Origin of the sequence: Streptomyces sp. NPDC026589 (genome assembly GCF_040638385.1) — a bacterium.
GTDB lineage: Bacteria > Actinomycetota > Actinomycetes > Streptomycetales > Streptomycetaceae > Streptomyces.
Genome location: NZ_JBEZYG010000026.1, coordinates 60,714 through 79,056, shown reverse-complemented (window position 1 = coordinate 79,056; position 18,343 = coordinate 60,714). Strand labels below are relative to the sequence as shown.

General features: G+C 71.8%; 18 protein-coding genes and 1 pseudogene. 7 read left to right on the top strand and 12 right to left on the bottom strand.

What is annotated here, in order from left to right; all coding sequences use genetic code 11:
- Positions 1–123: 123 nt before the first annotated feature.
- Positions 124–1,581, bottom strand: a complete 1,458-nt coding sequence (locus tag AB0F29_RS33655; RefSeq protein ID WP_361880296.1) for a PLP-dependent aminotransferase family protein — start codon at positions 1,579–1,581, stop codon at positions 124–126.
- 47 nt (positions 1,582–1,628) lie between these two features.
- Here AB0F29_RS33655 and AB0F29_RS33650 point away from each other — a divergent pair.
- Positions 1,629–2,471: pseudogene (locus AB0F29_RS33650) on the top strand (DMT family transporter); the annotation flags it as partial.
- Positions 2,472–2,546: 75 nt separating this feature from the next.
- Here AB0F29_RS33650 and AB0F29_RS33645 read toward each other — a convergent pair.
- Complete coding sequence (locus AB0F29_RS33645) at positions 2,547–3,377, bottom strand: alpha/beta fold hydrolase (RefSeq protein ID WP_361880293.1); 831 nt, start codon at positions 3,375–3,377, stop codon at positions 2,547–2,549.
- Between the two features lie 122 nt (positions 3,378–3,499).
- Between AB0F29_RS33645 and sigJ the strand changes: the two genes are divergently transcribed.
- Both sigJ and AB0F29_RS33635 read left to right on the top strand, forming a co-directional pair.
- Positions 3,500–4,384 carry an RNA polymerase sigma factor SigJ gene (gene sigJ / locus AB0F29_RS33640; protein ID WP_361880290.1) on the top strand — a complete coding sequence of 295 codons (885 nt, stop codon included), beginning with the start codon at positions 3,500–3,502 and terminating at the stop codon, positions 4,382–4,384.
- Between the two features lie 285 nt (positions 4,385–4,669).
- Entirely contained in the window at positions 4,670–5,440 is a 771-nt protein-coding gene (locus AB0F29_RS33635) for a GntR family transcriptional regulator (RefSeq protein ID WP_361880287.1), read from the top strand.
- A 246-nt stretch (positions 5,441–5,686) separates the two neighbouring features.
- Here the strand turns inward: AB0F29_RS33635 and AB0F29_RS33630 are convergent, their stop codons facing one another.
- The 3 genes from AB0F29_RS33630 to AB0F29_RS33620 all read right to left on the bottom strand — a co-directional run bounded on the left by AB0F29_RS33630 (position 5,687) and on the right by AB0F29_RS33620 (position 8,760).
- The gene (locus AB0F29_RS33630; RefSeq protein ID WP_361880284.1) at positions 5,687–6,844 is read right to left on the bottom strand and encodes an ROK family transcriptional regulator; all 1,158 of its coding nucleotides are present in this window, start codon (positions 6,842–6,844) and stop codon (positions 5,687–5,689) included.
- Between the two features lie 100 nt (positions 6,845–6,944).
- A complete protein-coding gene (locus AB0F29_RS33625) occupies positions 6,945–7,595 on the bottom strand; it encodes a response regulator transcription factor (protein WP_265602966.1) in 651 nt (216 codons plus the stop codon).
- Positions 7,567–8,760 (bottom strand): histidine kinase, encoded by a 1,194-nt coding sequence (locus AB0F29_RS33620; protein ID WP_361880281.1) that lies wholly within the window; start codon positions 8,758–8,760, stop codon positions 7,567–7,569. The genes AB0F29_RS33625 and AB0F29_RS33620 overlap by 29 nt, the downstream gene beginning before the upstream one ends.
- A gap of 108 nt (positions 8,761–8,868) precedes the next feature.
- Between AB0F29_RS33620 and AB0F29_RS33615 the strand changes: the two genes are divergently transcribed.
- Positions 8,869–9,801 (top strand): ATP-binding cassette domain-containing protein, encoded by a 933-nt coding sequence (locus AB0F29_RS33615; protein WP_361880278.1) that lies wholly within the window; start codon positions 8,869–8,871, stop codon positions 9,799–9,801.
- Positions 9,802–9,803: 2 nt separating this feature from the next.
- Positions 9,804–10,541, top strand: a complete 738-nt coding sequence (locus AB0F29_RS33610) for an ABC transporter permease (RefSeq protein WP_361880275.1) — start codon at positions 9,804–9,806, stop codon at positions 10,539–10,541.
- A 58-nt stretch (positions 10,542–10,599) separates the two neighbouring features.
- On the opposite strand, the gene mug is transcribed toward AB0F29_RS33610, so the two are convergent.
- The 6 genes from mug to AB0F29_RS33580 all read right to left on the bottom strand — a co-directional run bounded on the left by mug (position 10,600) and on the right by AB0F29_RS33580 (position 16,711).
- Positions 10,600–11,181 (bottom strand): G/U mismatch-specific DNA glycosylase, encoded by a 582-nt coding sequence (gene mug / locus AB0F29_RS33605; RefSeq protein WP_361880272.1) that lies wholly within the window; start codon positions 11,179–11,181, stop codon positions 10,600–10,602.
- 18 nt (positions 11,182–11,199) lie between these two features.
- Positions 11,200–12,642, bottom strand: a complete 1,443-nt coding sequence (gene purB / locus AB0F29_RS33600) for an adenylosuccinate lyase (protein WP_361880269.1) — start codon at positions 12,640–12,642, stop codon at positions 11,200–11,202.
- 102 nt (positions 12,643–12,744) lie between these two features.
- Positions 12,745–13,614 (bottom strand): SGNH/GDSL hydrolase family protein, encoded by an 870-nt coding sequence (locus tag AB0F29_RS33595; RefSeq protein ID WP_361880266.1) that lies wholly within the window; start codon positions 13,612–13,614, stop codon positions 12,745–12,747.
- A gap of 61 nt (positions 13,615–13,675) precedes the next feature.
- On the bottom strand, positions 13,676–14,695 hold the full coding sequence (locus AB0F29_RS33590) for a hemolysin family protein (protein ID WP_361880264.1): 1,020 nt from the start codon (positions 14,693–14,695) through the stop codon (positions 13,676–13,678).
- On the bottom strand, positions 14,692–16,029 hold the full coding sequence (locus tag AB0F29_RS33585; protein ID WP_361880261.1) for a hemolysin family protein: 1,338 nt from the start codon (positions 16,027–16,029) through the stop codon (positions 14,692–14,694). Before AB0F29_RS33585 ends, AB0F29_RS33590 begins: the two co-directional genes overlap by 4 nt.
- A gap of 247 nt (positions 16,030–16,276) precedes the next feature.
- The gene (locus AB0F29_RS33580) at positions 16,277–16,711 is read right to left on the bottom strand and encodes a GNAT family N-acetyltransferase (RefSeq protein ID WP_361880258.1); all 435 of its coding nucleotides are present in this window, start codon (positions 16,709–16,711) and stop codon (positions 16,277–16,279) included.
- Between the two features lie 128 nt (positions 16,712–16,839).
- Between AB0F29_RS33580 and AB0F29_RS33575 the strand changes: the two genes are divergently transcribed.
- Positions 16,840–17,067, top strand: coding sequence for an antitoxin (locus AB0F29_RS33575; RefSeq protein WP_361880255.1), 228 nt, complete (start codon positions 16,840–16,842; stop codon positions 17,065–17,067).
- Positions 17,064–17,435 carry a hypothetical protein gene (locus AB0F29_RS33570; RefSeq protein WP_018957883.1) on the top strand — a complete coding sequence of 124 codons (372 nt, stop codon included), beginning with the start codon at positions 17,064–17,066 and terminating at the stop codon, positions 17,433–17,435. The genes AB0F29_RS33575 and AB0F29_RS33570 overlap by 4 nt, the downstream gene beginning before the upstream one ends.
- Before the next feature lie 72 nt (positions 17,436–17,507).
- On the opposite strand, the gene AB0F29_RS33565 is transcribed toward AB0F29_RS33570, so the two are convergent.
- On the bottom strand, positions 17,508–18,185 hold the full coding sequence (locus tag AB0F29_RS33565) for a class I SAM-dependent methyltransferase (protein WP_361880252.1): 678 nt from the start codon (positions 18,183–18,185) through the stop codon (positions 17,508–17,510).
- Between the last annotated feature and the right edge of the window lie 158 nt (positions 18,186–18,343).

Below are 18,343 nucleotides of genomic sequence, written 5' to 3'. Positions count from 1 at the left end.
CGCCTCCAGGGAGGTGGGCGGGCGGTGCGCCGTTCGCGAGAGGACCCTGGACCGGCGCCGGTCTCGGCCCATGCCTAGTGCCCCGCGGCGGCGGGAGCCCCAACCCCGGGTGAACGGCGCCCGTCAGCCGAGGACGGACTGGCCGGAACGCCACGCGGCCGCCAGCGCGGCGACCCCCCGGGTGATGTCGCCGGGGGCGAGATGGGCGTAGCCCAGGACCAGGGGCAGGGTCCCGTCCTCGGAGTCGGCCGTTCCGCAGTCGCGCAGCGGCCGCAGCGCGACGCCCGCCCCGGCCGCCCGCTCCAGGAAGACGTGCTCGGGGCCGTACCGCGCCGGCAGTCGGGCGATGATGTGCAGGCCCGCCGCGATGCCGCTGACCGTCGACCCGGGGAAGTGCTCGTCGAGCGCGGCCACCAGGGCGTCCCGGCGTTCCCGGTAGGCCCGCTGGCAGCGCCGTAACTGCCGGTCGTAGCCGCCGCGCACGATGAAGTCGGCCAGGACGGCCTGGTCGATCACCGGGTTGCCCAGATCCATGGTCCGTTTGCGGGCGACGATCCGCCCGGTGAGCGTGGCGGGGGCGACCAGCCAGCCGAGCCGCAGGCCGGGGGCCAGCGACTTGCTCACGGAACCTGTGTACACGACCCGCTCGGGATCCAGCCCCTGCAAGGCTCCCACCGGCGCCCGGTCGTACCGGAAGTCCCCGTCGTAGTCGTCCTCCATGATCACGGCGTCCGCGTCCCGCGCCCAGTCGAGCAGTTCGCCGCGGCGCTGCGCGGAGTATCCGATTCCGGTGGGGAACTGGTGCGCCGGCGTGGTCACGACGGCGCGCACCCCGGAGCGCTTCAGGGGCGCGAGGGCGAGTCCTTCGTCGTCGAGCGGCAGGGGGACCGTGCCCAGGCCGGTCGCCGCGAACAGCGAGGCGTGTTCCGGGCTGCCCGGATCCTCCACCCCGACCCTGGCCACGCCCTCGTCCCGGAGGACGAAGCCGAGCAGGGTCGTCGCCTGGGCCACCCCCGAGCAGACCACCAGCCGCTCCGGATCGGCCACCACGCCCCGGCGCCGGGCGAGCAGCCCGGCCAGGGCCTCACGCAGTTCCGGCAGCCCGCGCGGATCGGGGTAGCCCAGCGCGCCGTGCGGCAGTCGGCCGAACACCGTCCGCTGGGCGGCGCTCCACGCACTGCGCGGGAAGAGGGACAGATCGGGGGTGCCCGGCCGGAAGTCCACCAGCGCGCCCGCCGCGTGCGGCGCGCGGTCGTGTACGGGACGCTCCGCCGCGCGTACGCCCTCGCTCACCCAGGTACCCGCGCCCTGGCCGCTGCGCAGATAACTCTCCGCGGTGAGCTGCTCGTACGCCTCGGTGACCAGCCCGCGCGACACCCCCAGATCGGCGGCGAGTTCGCGGCTGGAGGGCAGCCTCGTGCCGGCCGCCAGGCGGCCGGAGCGGACCGCTTCCCGCAGCGCGGACCGGAGCGCGCGCCCTCGTCCGCGCGCCGGTGCGGAGGCGGCGGGCAGCAGCAACTCCCACGCGGGAGAGCGGGGTCCCGCCGACGGACGATGCGCATTGGTCCCCGAAGACGTCATGGAAGTGGACCTTAAACCGGTCCGCCGCCGACCCTAGCGTCGACCCCATGAACGCAACCTCTCTGCGCGGGGCCCTCCTCGCGGCCCTCGCGTGCGTGCTGGTGGGGGCATCCTTCACGGCCAACAGCGTGCTCGGCGACTACCCGTTCGCGGGTGGCCAAGCGCTCCGCTACGGTCTCGCCGCGCTCCTGCTCGTCCCGCTGCTGCGGCGCGACCCCGACTCCGCGACGGCCCGGCTCCGGAGTCTCACCCGCCGGCAGTGGGGGCGGATCGCACTGCTCGCCGCCGTGGGCATGGTCGGTTTCAACATGGCGGTCCTGGCGGCCGAACAATCGGCGGAACCAGCCGTTCCGGGTGTATTCGTGGGCTGTGCGCCGATCGTGGTGGGCGTGCTCGTCCCGCTGCTGGACGGCCGTCGCCCGTCCCGCGTCACGCTGTACGCGGCCGGACTCGTCGCCGTCGGGGCGTTCACCGTTCAGGGCTGGGGGCGCACCGACCTGGCGGGCGTGCTCTTCTCGGTGGGCGCGCTCGCGGGCGAGGTCGGCTTCGCGGTCCTCGCCGTGCCTGTGCTGCGGCCGCTCGGCCCGAAGCTGCTCTCCGCGACGGTCTGCGGTGTCGCGGCCGTCGAGTCGGCGCTGCTCGGTCTGCTGATGGACGGCGGGTCGTTCCTGCGCGTCCCGACGGGCGGCGAGGCGGTGGCCCTGCTGTGGCAGGCCGTCGTCGTCACCGTGATCGGATTCGTCTGCTGGTACAGCGGGATACAGCGCATCGGAGCAGAACGCGCCACACTCTTCTCGGGCCTGATCCCGGTCTCCGCCGCCCTGACCGCACCTCTCGTCGGTGCCGGGACGTACGGCATCGCGCAGGGCGTGGGAAGTCTCCTGGTCGGCGCCGGTGTGGCGTACGGTTCCGGCGTCTTCGGGCGGCGAGGGGCGGTCGGGGCGCCGCCGCCCCGACCGGCCGGCTCAGCGGCTGGTGTCCAGGATGACGCGGGCCACGAGGGCGGGGTCGTCGCTCATCGGGACGTGCCCGCAGCCGGGCAGCCGTACGAGCCGGGCATGGGGGATCACCCGCTTGGCGCGGACCCCCTGCCGACGCGGCAGTATCCGGTCGCGGGTGCCCCAGGCGACGGAGACGGGGACGCCCTTCACGCCGTCGCCGAAGAACAGGCCCCTGCCGGTCTCCAGCGTCTGGTGAAAGCCGGTCGCTCCGCGCAGGGCGAGCGTCTCGGCGACGACGGCATCCGGTGAACGCCTGCCGGGCCGGGCGTAGATGGTGCTCGTGAGGGCAGCCCGGCCGGCAGCGCTGCGCGACAGGCGCTCGATCAGACCCACCGGCAGGGCCAGCGCGCTCCGGCGCATCGTCCGCAGGGTGCCGAAGGCGTAGCGCCGTTCCGCCTCGGTCCAGAAGCCCGCCGGGGAGAGCGCGGTCACCGACCGCACCAGCGCGGTGCGCCCCAGTTCCAGCGCGAGCAGGCCGCCCAGCGAGTTCCCGGCCACATGGGGGCGGTCCAGGCCGAGTTCGGCGCAGAAGGCTCCGAGCACCCGGCCGACGGTCGCGAGATCGTAGGGGACGCCGTCCGGCAGCGCGGGCGAGGTGCCGAAGCCGGGCAGGTCCACGGCTATCACCTCGCGCTCGGCGGCCAGGATCCGTGTCACCGGGTCCCAGGCCCTCAGATGGTGTCCGATGCCGTGCAGGAGCAGCAACGGTTCGCCCGAGCCGGTCCGTTCGTACGCGACCGAGACCGGACGGGGGGCGTCGGCCGTTGCGACGGTGAAGGAGACCGTGGTGGTCATGCTGCTGCTCCCTGGAGTGGGTAGACGTCGTGTCAACAACAATTACCGTCGGGTAGCTTGTAGTTCAAGGGGCTCGGCGATTCCCGCTGGACAGCGCGTGGCCGGTGGGCTGGGATGGGCCGATGACCGTCGACACCGCGACCGAGCTCTTCGAGGAACACCGGCCCGTTCTCATCGGTGTCGCCTACCGCATGCTCGGCCGTGTCGCCGACGCCGAGGACGTGGTCCAGGAGGCGTGGCTGAGGTGGTCGGCGGCGGCGCGCGAGGACATCCGGGAGCCGCGGGCCTTCCTGGTGCGGATCACCACCCGGCTGGCCATCGACCGGCTCCGGCACCTCCAGTCACGCCGGGAGTCGTACACGGGGCCCTGGCTGCCGGAGCCGGTGGTCACGGAGTTCGGCCCCGCGGTGCCGGACACCGCCGAGCGCGCCGTCCTCGCCGATTCCGTGTCACTGGCCGTGCTGGTCGTCCTCGAATCACTTTCGCCGCTGGAGCGCGCGGTGTTCGTGCTCCGGGAGGCCTTCGGTTTCCCGTACGCCGAGATCGCCACAGCCCTGGACCGCACCGAGGAGGCCGTCCGGCAGCTCGCCGGCCGTGCCAGGCGGCATGTGGAGGAGCGCAAGCCGCGTTACGAAGTGGATCCGGCCGAGCGCCGCGATCTCACCGAACGCTTCCTGGCCGCCGCCTCCGGAGGCGGCATCGAGCAACTGCTCGCACTGCTGGCCCCGGACGTCCGGCTGGTCAGCGACAGCGGTGGCAAGGCGAAGGCGCCGCGGCGGATCATCGATTCCGCGGACAAGGTCGGCCGCTTCCTCTTCGCCGTGGCGGGGAGCCTCGGCCCCGACGGGGAGGTCCGCATCATGGAGCTCAACGCTGGGCCCGCCGCCGTCTACTTCGTCGGAGGGAAGGCCGACGCCGTCTTCCAGATCGAAGTCAGCCAAGGTGTTATTCAATGCGCCTATATCATTCGTAATCCGGACAAGCTTTCCGGGCTGCCCGTCATATAACCAAAAGCACCACCGGCCCCCTCGGTCCCCGGTGTCCCGCAGGTCCGTCGCGGGCCTGGTCAGAGCCCTGCCGTCCGTCGTGATGGCGGGGCTCTGTGCTGCGCTCGCCTCACGGCACCACGAACGTCGTGTGAACGCTCTGCGCCAGAGTTCCGTTTCGTTCCGTTACGGAATAAGGATTGGTCTTGACCAAGGGGGTATGCCGTCCTAGGGTCTCCCCTTAAGACAGGAACCTTTAATAAATAACGTCGCGGAAAAGACGCCGGGCGATTGCGGAGGATCAGGGTGGGGACCACGCAGCTGGAATCGGTACAGGAGCCGAAGTACTGGCACCTCAAGACCGTGCTCAGTGAGGCACTCGACTCGGACTTTGCGGTGGGGGAGATCCTGCCCAACGAGCGGGACCTCGCGGCGCGGTTCGGTGTCGCGCGAGCCACGCTCCGGCAGGCCCTGGAGCAGCTCGAACTCGAAGGCAGACTGCAGCGCCGCCGTGGTGTCGGGACGACCGTCGCCCCGCCGCGCGTGGGCATCGCCGTCTCCACCGCCCAGCACGAATGGACAGGCGGCGTCAGCGGCGAGGCCTGGCAGCCGGTCGACAGTGCCATGGACAAGGCCCCTGCGGCGGTGGCCTCCATGCTCGGCACCGACCCCGCCGAACCGGTGCACGTGGTGCGCCGTATCCGTGACACCCAGGGGCAGGCGGTGGCGGCGGAACTCCTCTACATCCCCGCCTCCTCGGTGCCCGACCTCTCCGCCATCGAGGCCCCGTCCGGCGCCGTCCGCGCCCGGAGCGTGCTGCGCGAGCTGCACCGGCTCGGCCTGCACGGACAGGACCGCTCCGTGGAGCTCGGCTCGGCGCGCGCGGCCGACGCCAAGGAGCTGGACCGGCTCCCCGGCGCCCCCGTCCTCGTCGTCACCACCCGCTACTTCACCGCGGACGGCACGGCGGCCGTGTCGGTCGCCACCTACCGCGCGGACACCTGCCGGCTCACCTTCGGGGACTCCGGCGCGCTGGAGATCAGCCACGACGACCAGCCGGAGCGCCAGGCATCCTGACGCCTCCGACCCGCTCGGCCCCACGCCCGCCGCTTCTCCAGGACGCCAGTCCCCGGGAGCCGGCGGGCGCGCGTGTTCCCGCCCGATCCGGCTCAGGGGACAGCGCCGGTGATCAACCCGGCCCAGGGAAGCACCCGTGACGCCCCGGACTCCCGGGGCAGCGCCCGTAGTCCCACGGCTCCCGGACAGCGTTCGTTCCCCGACCCAGCGAAGCGCACACGGTCCGTGTGCCGACCCTCCCCGCGGTCAGCGGCGGGCCGTCACAGCACCTTCGACGGCGAACAGCTGCTCCTCGACGTGGTCCAGGGCGAGCCGCAACGCCCCCGTCGCGACGGCGGCCTCCCCGAGCAGCGACAGGGTCACCCGGGGCGGGCGCAGGCAGTAGCGAGCCAGCTCTCTGCGCAGGGGCTCCAATACCCCGTCCAGCCCGGCGGCCCAGCCACCCACCACGACCAGCTCCGGGTCGAGTGCCAGCACCAGCGCCGCCACATCGTGCACCAGCCGCTGAAGGAAGCGCTCGACCGCCGCCTGGGCCCCGGCGTCGCCCTCCCGGGCCTTGGCGAACACCGCGGCCACCGCAACCTCGTCCAGCGGGTCCAGCGGCGTGTCCGTCGTCGACAGCAGATGCTCCGGCGTCACGTCCCTGCCCAGCAGGTGCAGAGCGCCGATCTCCCCGGCAGCCCCGCCGAACCCCCGGTGCAGACGCCCGCCGATCAAGGACCCCGCCCCGGGGCTCAGCCCCGCCAGCACGAAGACCACGTCGTCGGACTCGGTGGCCGCGCCCTTCCAGTGCTCGGCGACCGCGGCGGCGTTGGCGTCGTTCTCGACGAGCACGGGGCAGCGGAACGAACGGCGCAGCCGCTCCCCGAGCGCGAGGCCGGTCCAGTCCGGCAACGCCGTACCCAGCCGCACGGTGCCGTCGGCCTCCACGATCCCGGGGCTGCCCACGCCGACCGCACGCAGACTGCTCCGGGCCACCCCGGTGCGTCGCAGTACGTCCGCGATGACGGCCCGTACCTGGTCGAGCCGGTCGTCCGCGCCGGCAGTCTCGGACACCACGCGGGAGCCCGCCCCGACGATGCGGCCGTCGAGCCCCGAGATGAGCGCCGACACCCGGTGCGGGCCGATCTCCACCCCGAGGAGATGCCCCGCCTCGGCCCGGAAACGGAACCTCCGGGCAGGGCGCCCCTGGCGCCGTGCCTCGCCCTCGTCGGGCAGCGCCTCGACCACGAGACCCGCTTCGAACAGCCCCTCGACGACCCCTTCGACCGTCGGCCGGGACAGCCCGGTGATCCGTGTCAGGTCCGTCAGCGTCGGCGCGCCGGCCCCTCTCAGGGCGTGCAGTACTACCGCGGAATTGATCCGTCGCAACAGCGACGGGTCCCCACCGGTCAGCCGGCCCACGGTATGTCCTCCCAGCTAGTGCGCATGTCTGCCGGATCGTACTCGCTGGCCGGGAGCCCTGCGACCAGCGAGGGAAGCCGGTATCGAGCCGCAACCTCGGTCACCCCGGAGCGACGAAGCCGGACTCGTACGCGGCGATGACCGCCTGGGTACGATCCCTGGCCCCCAACTTCGCCAGGACCGAGCTGACGTGGGACTTCACCGTCTCCGTCCCGACGACGAGGGTAGCCGCGATCTCCGCGTTCGACAGGCCTCGGGCCATCAACCGGAGGACCGCCGCCTCCCGCTCGGTGAGCGCCGCCCGGTCGAGAGCGGCCCGTGCTTTGTCCGTCCCGTACTCCGCGGCGAGCTGCCGGACCGCCGCCGGGAACAGCAGGGACTCCCCCTCGGCCACCAGACGCACGGCATGCACGATCTCCGCGGGGCGGGCTCGCTTGAGCAGAAAGCCGTCCGCCCCCGCCCTCAACGCCTCGTACACGTACTCGTCGTTCTCGAACGTCGTCACCACCAGGATCTTCGGGGGGTCCGGCACCGTACGCAGCACCAGCCGGGTCGCCTCGATGCCGTCCATCAGAGGCATCCGCACATCCATCGCCACCACATCGGGCCGCAATCGGTTCACCAGGGGGAGCACCGCCGCGCCGTCCGCCGCCTCGCCCACCACCTCGATATCGGGCTGGGCCTCCAGGACGGCACGCAGTCCGGCGCGTACCAACGGCTCGTCATCGACCAGCAGAACGGTGAAGGGCATCAGACCAGCGTATGCCGTCCAGGGGGAGGCTCACGCGCACCCGCCAATCGCCCTCCCACGACTCCATCCGCGCCTTCCCGCCCAGCAGCGCGGCCCGCTCCCGCATACCGCGCAACCCACTGCCGCTTCCCGGCAGACCGGCCGCTCCGGAGAGCGGATTGATCACCTCCAACTCCAGCCGCCCGTCGGCCACCGTGATGCTCACCCGGATGGGTACCGGCCCCGCGTGACGGAGCACATTGGTGAGGCTCTCCTGAAGAATCCGATACCCCTCCCGCGAAACCGGAGCCGGGACCAGTCCCAGATTCCCGGACACCCGCGCATCCACCTGCGCCCCGGAACTCCTCGCGGAGTCCAGCAGCCGCTCCACCTCTCCCAGCGTCGGCCGCCGGCTCACGGGTGTGCCGGATTCACGCAGCACCCGCAGCACCCGCTCCAGGTCCTCCAGCGCATCACGCCCCGTCTCCTCGATGGCGGCCAGCGCCCGCTCGGTGAACGCCGGATCATTCGCCGCCCGCGCCGCACCGGCCTGCACCACCGCCACCGTCAGAGCGTGGCCGATGGAATCGTGCAGCTCCCGCGCCATGCGATTGCGCTCCAACAACTGCTCGGTCAGCTCCTCCAACACGCTCAGCCGGTCCGTCGGCGACGGGCCGAGCAGCCACCGGGCGGCCGCCGTACTGAGCCGGCCGCCGACCACCACCAGAACGAGCAGCGGAATGATCGGCAGCGGTGCGAGCAGCGCGTTCCACCAGTGCGGACTCATGCCCTCCACCAGCCCTTCCGGAGACCTGCCCGTCGCCGACAGGACGAGCTCGATCGACGCCACGGGCAGCCAGAGGGCCAGGATCGCCGCGGCCGAGATCAGGAGCCGCACCTCCAGCCAGAGCACGGTCCGCCACCGCTCCGCCCAACTCGTCGAGGAAGCCACCGAGATGGAGGCGTCCGGCTGCCCGCGCTCGGACGGAGTCAGCAGCAACTGCGCCTGCAGACCCTCCTCGAGCCGCATCGCGGGTATGAGGCCCACGGGCACCGCGAAGAGCAGGGGCATCCAGAGCTGGTCGGAGATGAAGAACCACAGACTGGCCGCGGCAGCCGGAATGAACATGTGCAACCAGCGGCTGTAAGTGACCGCGCTGGTCAGCGGGGTGAGGATGCGGTGCATGTCCCCATCGTCCCAGCGGGCCGGGCACACCGGCTCCCCCATGCGAGGGAGACGATCCCCGCTGACGGGGGAGGCGGGCCGCCCGGCGTACGGGCCAGGCTGGTGGACATGACCAGCATCGACGTCCACGAGCTCACCAAGGAGTACGGAACCACCCGTGCGGTGGACCGCCTCAGCTTTCGCGTGCAACCGGGCAGGGTCACCGGATTCCTCGGCCCCAACGGCGCCGGCAAGTCCACGACCATGCGTCTCGTCCTTGGCCTGGACCGGCCGACCGGCGGCTCGGCCACGATCGGGGGGAAACCCTACGCACAGCTCACCGAACCCCTGCGCACCGTCGGCGCTCTGCTCGACGCGCAGGCCGCCCATGGCTCACGCACACCGCGCAGCCATCTTGCCGTACTCGCGGTGAGCAACGGGATACCCATGTCGCGGGTGAAGGCCGTGCTGGAGGAGACCGGGCTCGGCGACGTGGGCGCACGGCGGATCAAGTCCTTCTCCCTCGGCATGCGGCAGCGTCTCGGCATCGCTGCCGCCCTGCTCGGCGACCCGCGGGTGGTCATGCTCGACGAGCCGTCGAACGGCCTGGATCCCGAAGGCATCATCTGGATCCGCGAACTCATGAAGCGGCTCGCCCGCGAGGGCCGGACGGTGCTGGTCTCCAGCCACCTCATGAACGAGACCGCTTCCTTCGCGGACCACCTGGTGGTGCTCGGCCGGGGCCGGCTGCTCGCCGATATGCCGATGAAGCAGTTCCTCGACTCCCGTAGCCGCCCCCGCGTACGCCTGCGAACGACCGAACCGGACAGGCTCCACTCGGTGCTGGCCTCCAAGGGCCTGTCCGGAGTACGGGCCGAGGAAGGCCGCTGGGTGATCGACGGAGCCACGGCGGAGGAGATCGGCGCGATCGTCGCCGCAGAAGGCATTCGCCTGCTCGAACTGGGCGACGAGCGCGCCACATTGGAGCAGGCCTACCTCGATCTCACGGCGGACGACACCCCCTTCGCCGCTTCGCCCACCCGCAACCGCCAGGAGGCGTGACCATGACCCTGACGGCAGTACTCCACTCCGAGTGGATCAAGATCAGGTCGATACGGTCGATCTACGGCTCCCTGATGGCCGTCCTCGCCACCACCCTCACCATCACCGTGCTCATCCTGGGAACCACCGGCCAGGAGCAAGCGGAGCAGCCCGGGTCCGATGCGCTCCTCAACGCCTTCTCCGCTCTGACCTTCGGGCAGATCGCGGCCATCGCGTTCGGCGCGACCGCGGTCTCCTCCGAGTTCCTCGACGGAGCCCTGCGCATATCGCTTGCCGCGGTTCCCCGACGCTCCCTCTTCTATGCGGCGAAGATGGCAGCGATCGGCGGATCGGTGCTCGTCGTCGGGCTGGTGACCAGCTTCACGTCGTTCCTGGTCGGTCAGCTCTTCCTGGGGGAGCACGCGATCGGCCTGGGGCACCCGGGTGCGCTGCGTGCCGCCTTCGGCGGGGGGATCTACCTGGCGCTGATGGCACTGCTCGCGGCGGGCCTCGCGGCGCTCCTGCGGAGCGCGGTGGCGGTGCTCGGCCTGCTCATACCGCTCTTCCTCATCGTCCCCTTCGTAATGGTGGACGTTGCCACCGCGGTGGTGACCTATCTGCCCGACCGCGCGGGGCAGGCGGTGCTGCACCAGAATCCGGAAGACGGTCCGGGGCCGTGGACCGGCCTGGCGGTGACCGCCGTATGGGCGGCGGCCGCGCTCCTGGCGGGCTGGTGGGCGGTCCGCAACCGGGACGCGTGAGGCCCGGGGGGCAGACGCGCGGGCGAGAGGTTCGGGGGAGAGGCGAGGCAGGGGCGGTTCAGTCGGTCGGGGTGGGGGCGGGGGCCGCCCGGTCGGTCGGGGGCCGGGTGAGGGCGGCGTCCCGGAGGCGGGCGTACTCCTCGGCCATGCTCTGGACCGTCCAGTGGGCGTTGAGGCCGCTGGGGTTGGGCAGAGCCCACACGTGGGCCCCGCCGACCGTGCGGTCCTGGGGGCCGATCCGGGCCCGGGGCTCCCCGAAGGCCGTGCGGTAGGCGGTGATGCCGACCACCGCGAGCCACTGGGGCGCGAGCAGTTCGACCTTCGCCGTCAGAGCGGCCCCGCCCTCCCGGAACTCGTCCGCGCCGAGTTCGTCGGCCCGGGCCGTGGCCCGCGCCACCACGTTGGTGATGCCGAGTCCGAGACCGAGCAACTCGGCCTGCTCCGACGGACGCAGCTGCCGGGGGGTGAAACCCGCGCGGTGCAGGACCGGCCAGAACCGGTTCCCCGGGTGAGCGAAATGGTGGCCCGTCACCGCGGTCGTCAGGCTCGGGTTGATGCCGCAGAAGAGCACGCGCAGACCGCCCGCGGCCACATCGGGGACGGTGCGATCACGGGCGGCGCTCAGCTCTTCGGGGGTCACGCGGTGAGGCCGTGCCGGTCAGAGGATCGAGCCGGGGGCGTACTTCGCGGCCTCGGGGTACCGCTCGGTGATCTCCTCGATCCGGGCGACCAACGCCGACACCTGGTCGCCGGCGGCACCCGTGAACGAGAGCTTGTCGGCCATCAGCTCGTCCAGCCGCGCGCGGTCCAGCGGGATCCGCTCGTCCGCGGCGAGCTTGTCGAGCAGCTCGTTGCGCTCGGCGCCCTGCTCCCGCATCGCGAGGGCGGAGGCGACCGCGTGCTCCTTGATCGCCTCGTGCGCCACCTCGCGGCCCACTCCGGCCCGGACGGCGCCCATCAGCACCTTGGTGGTCGCCAGGAACGGAAGGTAGCGGTCCAGCTCACGCGCCACGACCGCGGGGAACGCGCCGAACTCGTCCAGCACCGTCAGGAAGGTCTCCAGGAGGCCGTCGAACGCGAAGAACGCGTCCGGGAGCGCCACCCGGCGGACCACGGAACAGGACACGTCACCCTCGTTCCACTGGTCGCCCGCCAGCTCGCCGGTCATCGAGGCGTAACCGCGCAGGATCACCATCAGACCGTTCACCCGCTCGCAGGAGCGCGTGTTCATCTTGTGCGGCATCGCGGACGAGCCGACCTGGCCGGGCTTGAAGCCCTCGGTCACCAGCTCGTGGCCGGCCATCAGGCGGATGGTCTTAGCCACCGAGGAGGGCGCCGCGGCGAGCTGCACCAGAGCGGTGACCACGTCGTAGTCGAGCGATCGGGGGTAGACCTGACCCACCGAGGTGAACGCCTCGGCGAAGCCGAGGTGGCCGGCGATGCGCTGTTCCAGATCGGCGAGCTTGCCCGCGTCGCCGCCGAGCAGGTCCAGCATGTCCTGCGCCGTGCCGACCGGGCCCTTGATCCCACGCAGCGGGTAGCGCGAGAGGAGGTCCTCCAGGCGGCCGTGGGCGACCAGCATCTCGTCGGCCGCGGTCGCGAAGCGCTTGCCCAGAGTCGTCGCCTGCGCGGCGACGTTGTGGGAGCGTCCGGCGACGACGAGCTCGCGGTACTCCGCCGCGAGCCTGCCGAGCCGGGCCAGTACGGCCACGGTGCGGTCGCGCATCAGTTCCAGCGAAAGGCGGATCTGGAGCTGCTCGACGTTCTCCGTCAGGTCCCGGGACGTCATGCCCTTGTGGACCTGCTCATGACCGGCGAGGGCGTTGAACTCCTCGATCCGGGCCTTGACGTCATGCCGCGTGATCTTCTCGCGCTCGGCGATCGAGGCCAGGTCCACCTGGTCCAGCACACGCTCGTAGTCGGCCAACGCCGCATCGGGAACCTCGATCCCGAGGTCCTTCTGAGCGCGCAGCACCGCCAGCCACAGCTGACGCTCCAGCTTCACCTTCTGCTCGGGGGACCAGAGGACGGCGAGCTCCGCGGAGGCGTAGCGGCCGGCCAGGACATTGGGGATGCGAGGCTTCGCAGACACAGCAGTCACGTGACAGGATTCTACTGGCGGTTTGTGCAGGCCAGCGACGCGCCCCGGTTTGTGGCTTGCTACGAAGGAGCGGGGGGAGAGACGTCGGCCCGGGCGACCGGTTCAGTCGGTCTCCCCGGCACCCACCGTGGTGCCGGGGGAGACGGCACGGCGCCACCCCGTCACCGGGCCCGGGTTCTCCGCGTCCGTCGGCGTGATCCAGAAGGCCCGGCCCGTCGTGGCGTCGAACTGGGCGCCCGAGCGCCCGTCGCCGGAGGAGCGGCCGGTGAGCCGCCGCCCGATCCAGGGGGCCAGGTGCTGACGGGCGAAGCGGATGTCCTCCGTTCGCCGGGCCGCCCACCGCGGCGGCGCGGTCGCGGGCATCCGCGCACGCCAGTCCAGTTCGGCCGGCAGCCCCAGGGCCTGCCAGACGGCCTCGGCGACGCGCCGGTGGCCTTCGGCGGTGAGATGGAGCCGGTCCACGTCCCACATCCGGGGATCGGCGATCGAGGGCGCGGAGTAGAGATCCACCACCGCGGCGCCGTGCTGCCCCGCCAGATCGTCGATCAGGGCGAACAGCGCCTCCACCCGGGGGCGGAACCGGTCGAACACCGGCCCGCTCCGCCCGGGGCTGCGCATCAGCACCAGCTGCTCGCAGGTCGGTGCGAGACGCTCCACGGCCTCTTCGAGCCGCCCCCTGACCATTCCCATGTCGCACTTCGGGCGCAGCGTGTCGTTGAGCCCGCCGACGAGGGTGACCACATCGGCCCGGAGCGAGGCCGCCGCCTCCACCTGATCGTCGACGATCTGGCCGATGAGCTTCCCGCGTACGGCGAGATTGGCGTACCGGAAACCGGGGGACCGGACGGCGAGCCGGGCGGCGAGAACGTCGGCCCAGCCCCGGTAGGTGCCGTCGGGGAGCAGGTCCGACATGCCCTCGGTGAACGAGTCGCCGACCGCGACGAGACTGGTGTAGGAGGCATTCAATTCCATGGCCGGATAAGCGTACCGGTCGGTAGGTCAACAGGCCAACAGATCGCCGGGGTCGCCGGGGTCACCGGGGTCCCGGCCGTCCCACTAGTTCGCGGAGCACGTCCTCCATCGTGACCATGCCGGCGAGTCGGCCGTCCTCGTCGAGAACGGCCGCCAGATGGGTCCGGCTGCGCCGCAGGGCGGTGAGCACGTCGTCCAGCGGAGTCGCCGCCCGGACGCGGGCGATCGGCCGCATCGCCGTCACTGGGAAGGGGACGTCCCGGGGCGTAGCGTCCAGTGCGTCCTTCACATGGAGGTACCCGAGGATGCGCTGCTCGCTGTCCATCACCGGGAAGCGGGAGAACCCCGACTCGGACGAGAGCCGCTCCAGCTCCTCCGGAGTGGTGCCGACCCTGGCGTACAGCACCCGGTCGACCGGCATGACCACGTCCCGTACCGGCCGGCGGCCCAGCTCCAGAGCATGGTGGAGGCGTTGCGCGGAGCGGTCGTCGACCAGCCCGGCATCCCCGGCGTCCTGGACCAGCCGCGCCAGTTCGTCGTCCGAGAACGTGGCGGAGACCTCGTCCTTCGTCTCCACCCGCAACAGCTTGAGCAGGGTGTTGGCGAACGCGTTGATCGCGAAGATCACCGGCCGCAGGGCACGGGCCATCGCCACCAGCGGAGGGCCCAGCAGCAGGGCGCTCCGCGCCGGTTCGGCCAGCGCGATGTTCTTCGGCACCATCTCGCCCAGGAGCATGTGCAGATAGGTGGCCACGCCCAGCGCGATGACGAACGAGAGCGGGTGGACCAGCCCGTGCGGCACTCCCACCGCGTCGAAGGCCGGCTCCAGCAGATGCGCGATGGCCGGTTCGGCGACGATGCCCAGCACCAGGGTGCAGAGCGTGATGCCGAGCTGGGCGGCGGCGAGCAGCGCGGAGACGTGTTCCAGGCCCCAGATGACACTGCGGGCCCGCCGGTTCCCGGCCTCGGCCTCCGGTTCGATCTGGCTGCGGCGCACGGAGATCAGCGCGAATTCGGCGCCGACGAAGAAGGCGTTGGCCACCAGGGTCAGCAGGCCGATGAAGAGCTGGAGAACGATCACAGCTGGTCCTCCGTCCGTTCCTCGGACCCCGGTAGTGGGGCGTGCAGCAGGACCCGCGCGGCACGGCGGCCCGAGGCGTCGACCACGTCGATCCGCCACCCCTCCAGCTCGACGCTGTCGTCCACCGTCGGGATCCGTCCGATCTCGGCGGCGATCAGCCCCGCGAGGGTCTCGTAGGGCCCGTCCGGTACCCGCAGACCGATCCTGCGGAGCTGGTCGGTGCGCGCCGCCCCGTCGGCCGACCACAGGGTCCGTCCGTCGGCGTCCTCGCCGGCGGCGGCGAGGTCCGGTGTCTCGTGCGGATCGTGCTCGTCCCGGACCTCGCCGACGACTTCCTCCACGATGTCCTCCAGCGTCGCGACCCCGGCCGTCCCGCCGTACTCGTCGATCACCACGGCCATGGCGAGCCTTCCGGACAACCGGTCCAGCAGTCGGTCCACGGTGAGCGTCTCCGGTACGAGCAGGGGCTCGCGCAGCAGTTCCGAGATCCGGGTGTGGGGCCTCCGGTCGGCGGGGATCGCCAGCACGTCCTTGATGTGGGCCACGCCGACCACGGTGTCCAAGTTGCCCCGGTAGACGGGGAAACGGGACAGACCGGTCGCCCGGGTGGCGTTGGCGACGTCCTCGGCCGTCGCGCGCAGCTCCAGCGCGGTCACCTGCACCCGCGGCGTCATCACGTTCTCCGCGGTCAGCTCCGAGAGGTTCAGCGTGCGGACGAACAGTTCGGCCGTGTCCGCTTCCAGCGCACCCGCCTTCGCGGAGTGCCGGGCCAGCGCCACCAGCTCCTGCGGACTGCGGGCGGAGGCCAGCTCCTCGGTCGGTTCCAGACCCAAGCGGCGCACGAGCCGGTTGGCCGTGTTGTTGAGGTGGCTGATGAAGGGGCGGAACAGCGCGGTGAACACGCGTTGCGGTGTGGCCACCGCCTTGGCCACGGTGAGCGGGGAGGAGATCGCCCAGTTCTTCGGGACCAGTTCGCCGACCACCATCAGGACCACCGTGGAGAGCGCCGTGCCGAGCACGAGCGCCAGGGTGGACGCGGCGGCGGGAGGCAGCCCCGCCGCCTCGACGGGGCCGCGGATCAGCTTGGCGATGGACGGTTCGGAGAGCATGCCGATCACCAGGTTGGTGACGGTGATGCCGAGCTGGGCCCCCGAGAGCTGGAAGGTGAGGCTCCGGACCGCCTTGAGCGCGCTCGCGGCGCCCCGGTCACCCCGCTCGACAGCCCGTTCGAGCTCGCCGCGCTCCACCGTGGTCAGGGAGAACTCCGCGGCGACGAACGCGCCGCAGGCGACACAGAGCAGCAGGGCGACGAGCAGCAGCAGCACTTCGATCATCGGTTCACCTCCGTCCCATGATCGGGCAGGGGCGGAGTGACCGCGCGGTGTCGGCCGTATCGGCTACTGGGAGGCTCGCCCATGGACGGACGCTCACACCTTTCGGCAGGGGGTGAATGAGGGCATGTCATCGTAGGCGTCTGCCCAGCGCCGCCCCGCCCACCGCCTCCATATCGCGGTACCGCGCCGGAAGCTCCGCGGTACCGTGCCGGCGCTGCGGTACCGCGGTCTGCACCCGCCGTCCCGCTCAGCCGGTCAGGTGCTTCACCCAGCGGCTCCACTGCGGCTGGGGCTCGTACCCCGCCGCGCGCCAGGCGTGGTGGGCCGATGTGTTGCGGTCGAGGACCATGGCGTCGGCGCGCCGCCCGCCCAGTGCGACGAACCGTTCCTCGGCCGCCGCCAGGAGGGAGCCGCCAACGCCCCTGCGCCGCTGGTCCGGGTGGACCGCGAGCCGGTAGAGGTGGCAGCGCCAGCCGTCGAAGCCCACGATGACCGTGCCCACCAGCGCTCCCTCCCGCTCCGCGAGTATCAAGGCGTCGGGGTCGCGTTCCACCAGGCGTGCGACTCCGTCCCCGTCGTCGCTGATGCTGGTGCCCTCGGCGGCCGTCTTCCAGAAGGCGAGGACCGCGTCCAGATCGTCCGGGGTCGCGGACCGTATCGAAAGATCGTTCATGGCCGCCATCCCACCATCCGCGGCGACGGGCGTCGATCGCTTTCCACAGTCCGGGCGCGGCCCCCTGCACCCGGCCCCCGCACCCCGCCCCCGCGCTCCCCTTGCCGGTGCTAGCACGGTCGCGCTAGCGTGGTCGGGTGCCCAAGACTCAGCTGAACGTTCGAGTGGACGAGGCCACCGCCGAGGCCGCGCGGCAGCGCGCGCTGCAGAGGGGGATGAGCGTGAACCGCTACATAGAGGAACTCGTCCAGCAGGACGCGGGCGAGGCGGGACACACCTTCGTCGAGGCCGCGGCCGACTTCATGAAGCAGTACGAGTCGGTGTTCGCCGAGGAGTTCGGCCCGGAGCGCGAAGGCACCCGTTGAACCTTCGGATCGACCTTTCCTGGTTGCTGATGGTCGCCGAGCACAAGACGCCCGGAGACCCGCAGGTCGTCGACTGGGGTGCGCTCGTCGCCGCCGTCGCACGGCATGACGCGGAGATCTTCGGCAGCGCCGTCTACAGCGACCCGCACGCACGGGCGGCCGCGCTGTTGCAACTGCTCCTGCACGTGCCCGCACTCGAACACTCCAACGCGATGTTCGCCTCGGCCGTCGCCTACGGCTACCTCGTCGCCTCCGGGCTCAAGGTCATCACCTCGCCCGAGCAGGTCCGCGATCTGGCGCTGCTGGTGAAGCAGGGCAAGGCGGACGTGCGCGCCATCGCCGACGAGCTGCGGCAGTGGAGCGTGTGAGGCCGGGCGGAACACGCCACGATCGACCGGGCGAAGCGCTCCTCGATCCGGTTCGGCCCCAGCTCTCGGCCCTCAGTCCTCGGTGAACGGCTTGCGGGCCACGCCCAGCACACAGGGGGAGGAGGGCAGCTGGAGGCCCGTCTCCGGAATCCGGAGCCTGCGGTACGTGCCCATCTCGAAGCCCGCCGCCTCGATCGCGGCCAGCGGGTCCCGGGCCGTGTGACAGCCGCCGAAGAGCAGCGGCCACAGGGTCCGGTCGGCCACCCGCTGCGCCGTGGCCAGCGCCCGGCCCGACGCGAGCCCGTGCTCGAAGAACCGCAGCTCGCCGCCCGGCCGCAGGACCCGCCTGATCTCGGCGAGCGCCCGGGGCAGATCCCGTACGGTGCACAGGACCAGGGACGCCACCGCCCCGTCGAAGGCCTCGCTCTTGACCGGCAGCGCCTCGGCGGCCCCCGGAACCACGTCCACCGGCACCTCCGCGCGCAGGGCGGAGCGGACCGCGAGCTGCCGCAGCGAGCGTTCCGGCTCCAGTGCCACGATCTCCGAGACCGCGCCGGGATAGTGGGCGAAGTTCAGCCCGTTCCCGGCGCCGATCTCGATGACCCGGCCGGAGAGCCCTGACAGCAGCTCCTCGCGGTACGCGGCGATGCCGCCCTTCAGGTCGGCGGTCACGCTCAGCCGTGCGTAGAAGCGGGCGAAGACCGGGTGGTGCACGGCGTCCCGGTGGAGTTTCCTGCTGCGCGGCTGCATGACGGACCTCCGTCGAGGAGTGGTCGTGACGCTTGAGGCGCGGACGTGACGGTTGAGGAGCAGACGTGGCGTCCCTCCACGATTCTCCCCCGGATCGCCCCGACAGGAATCATCGAGCGCTCCGACGGCAATCATCGAGCGCCCCGACGGGAATCCCT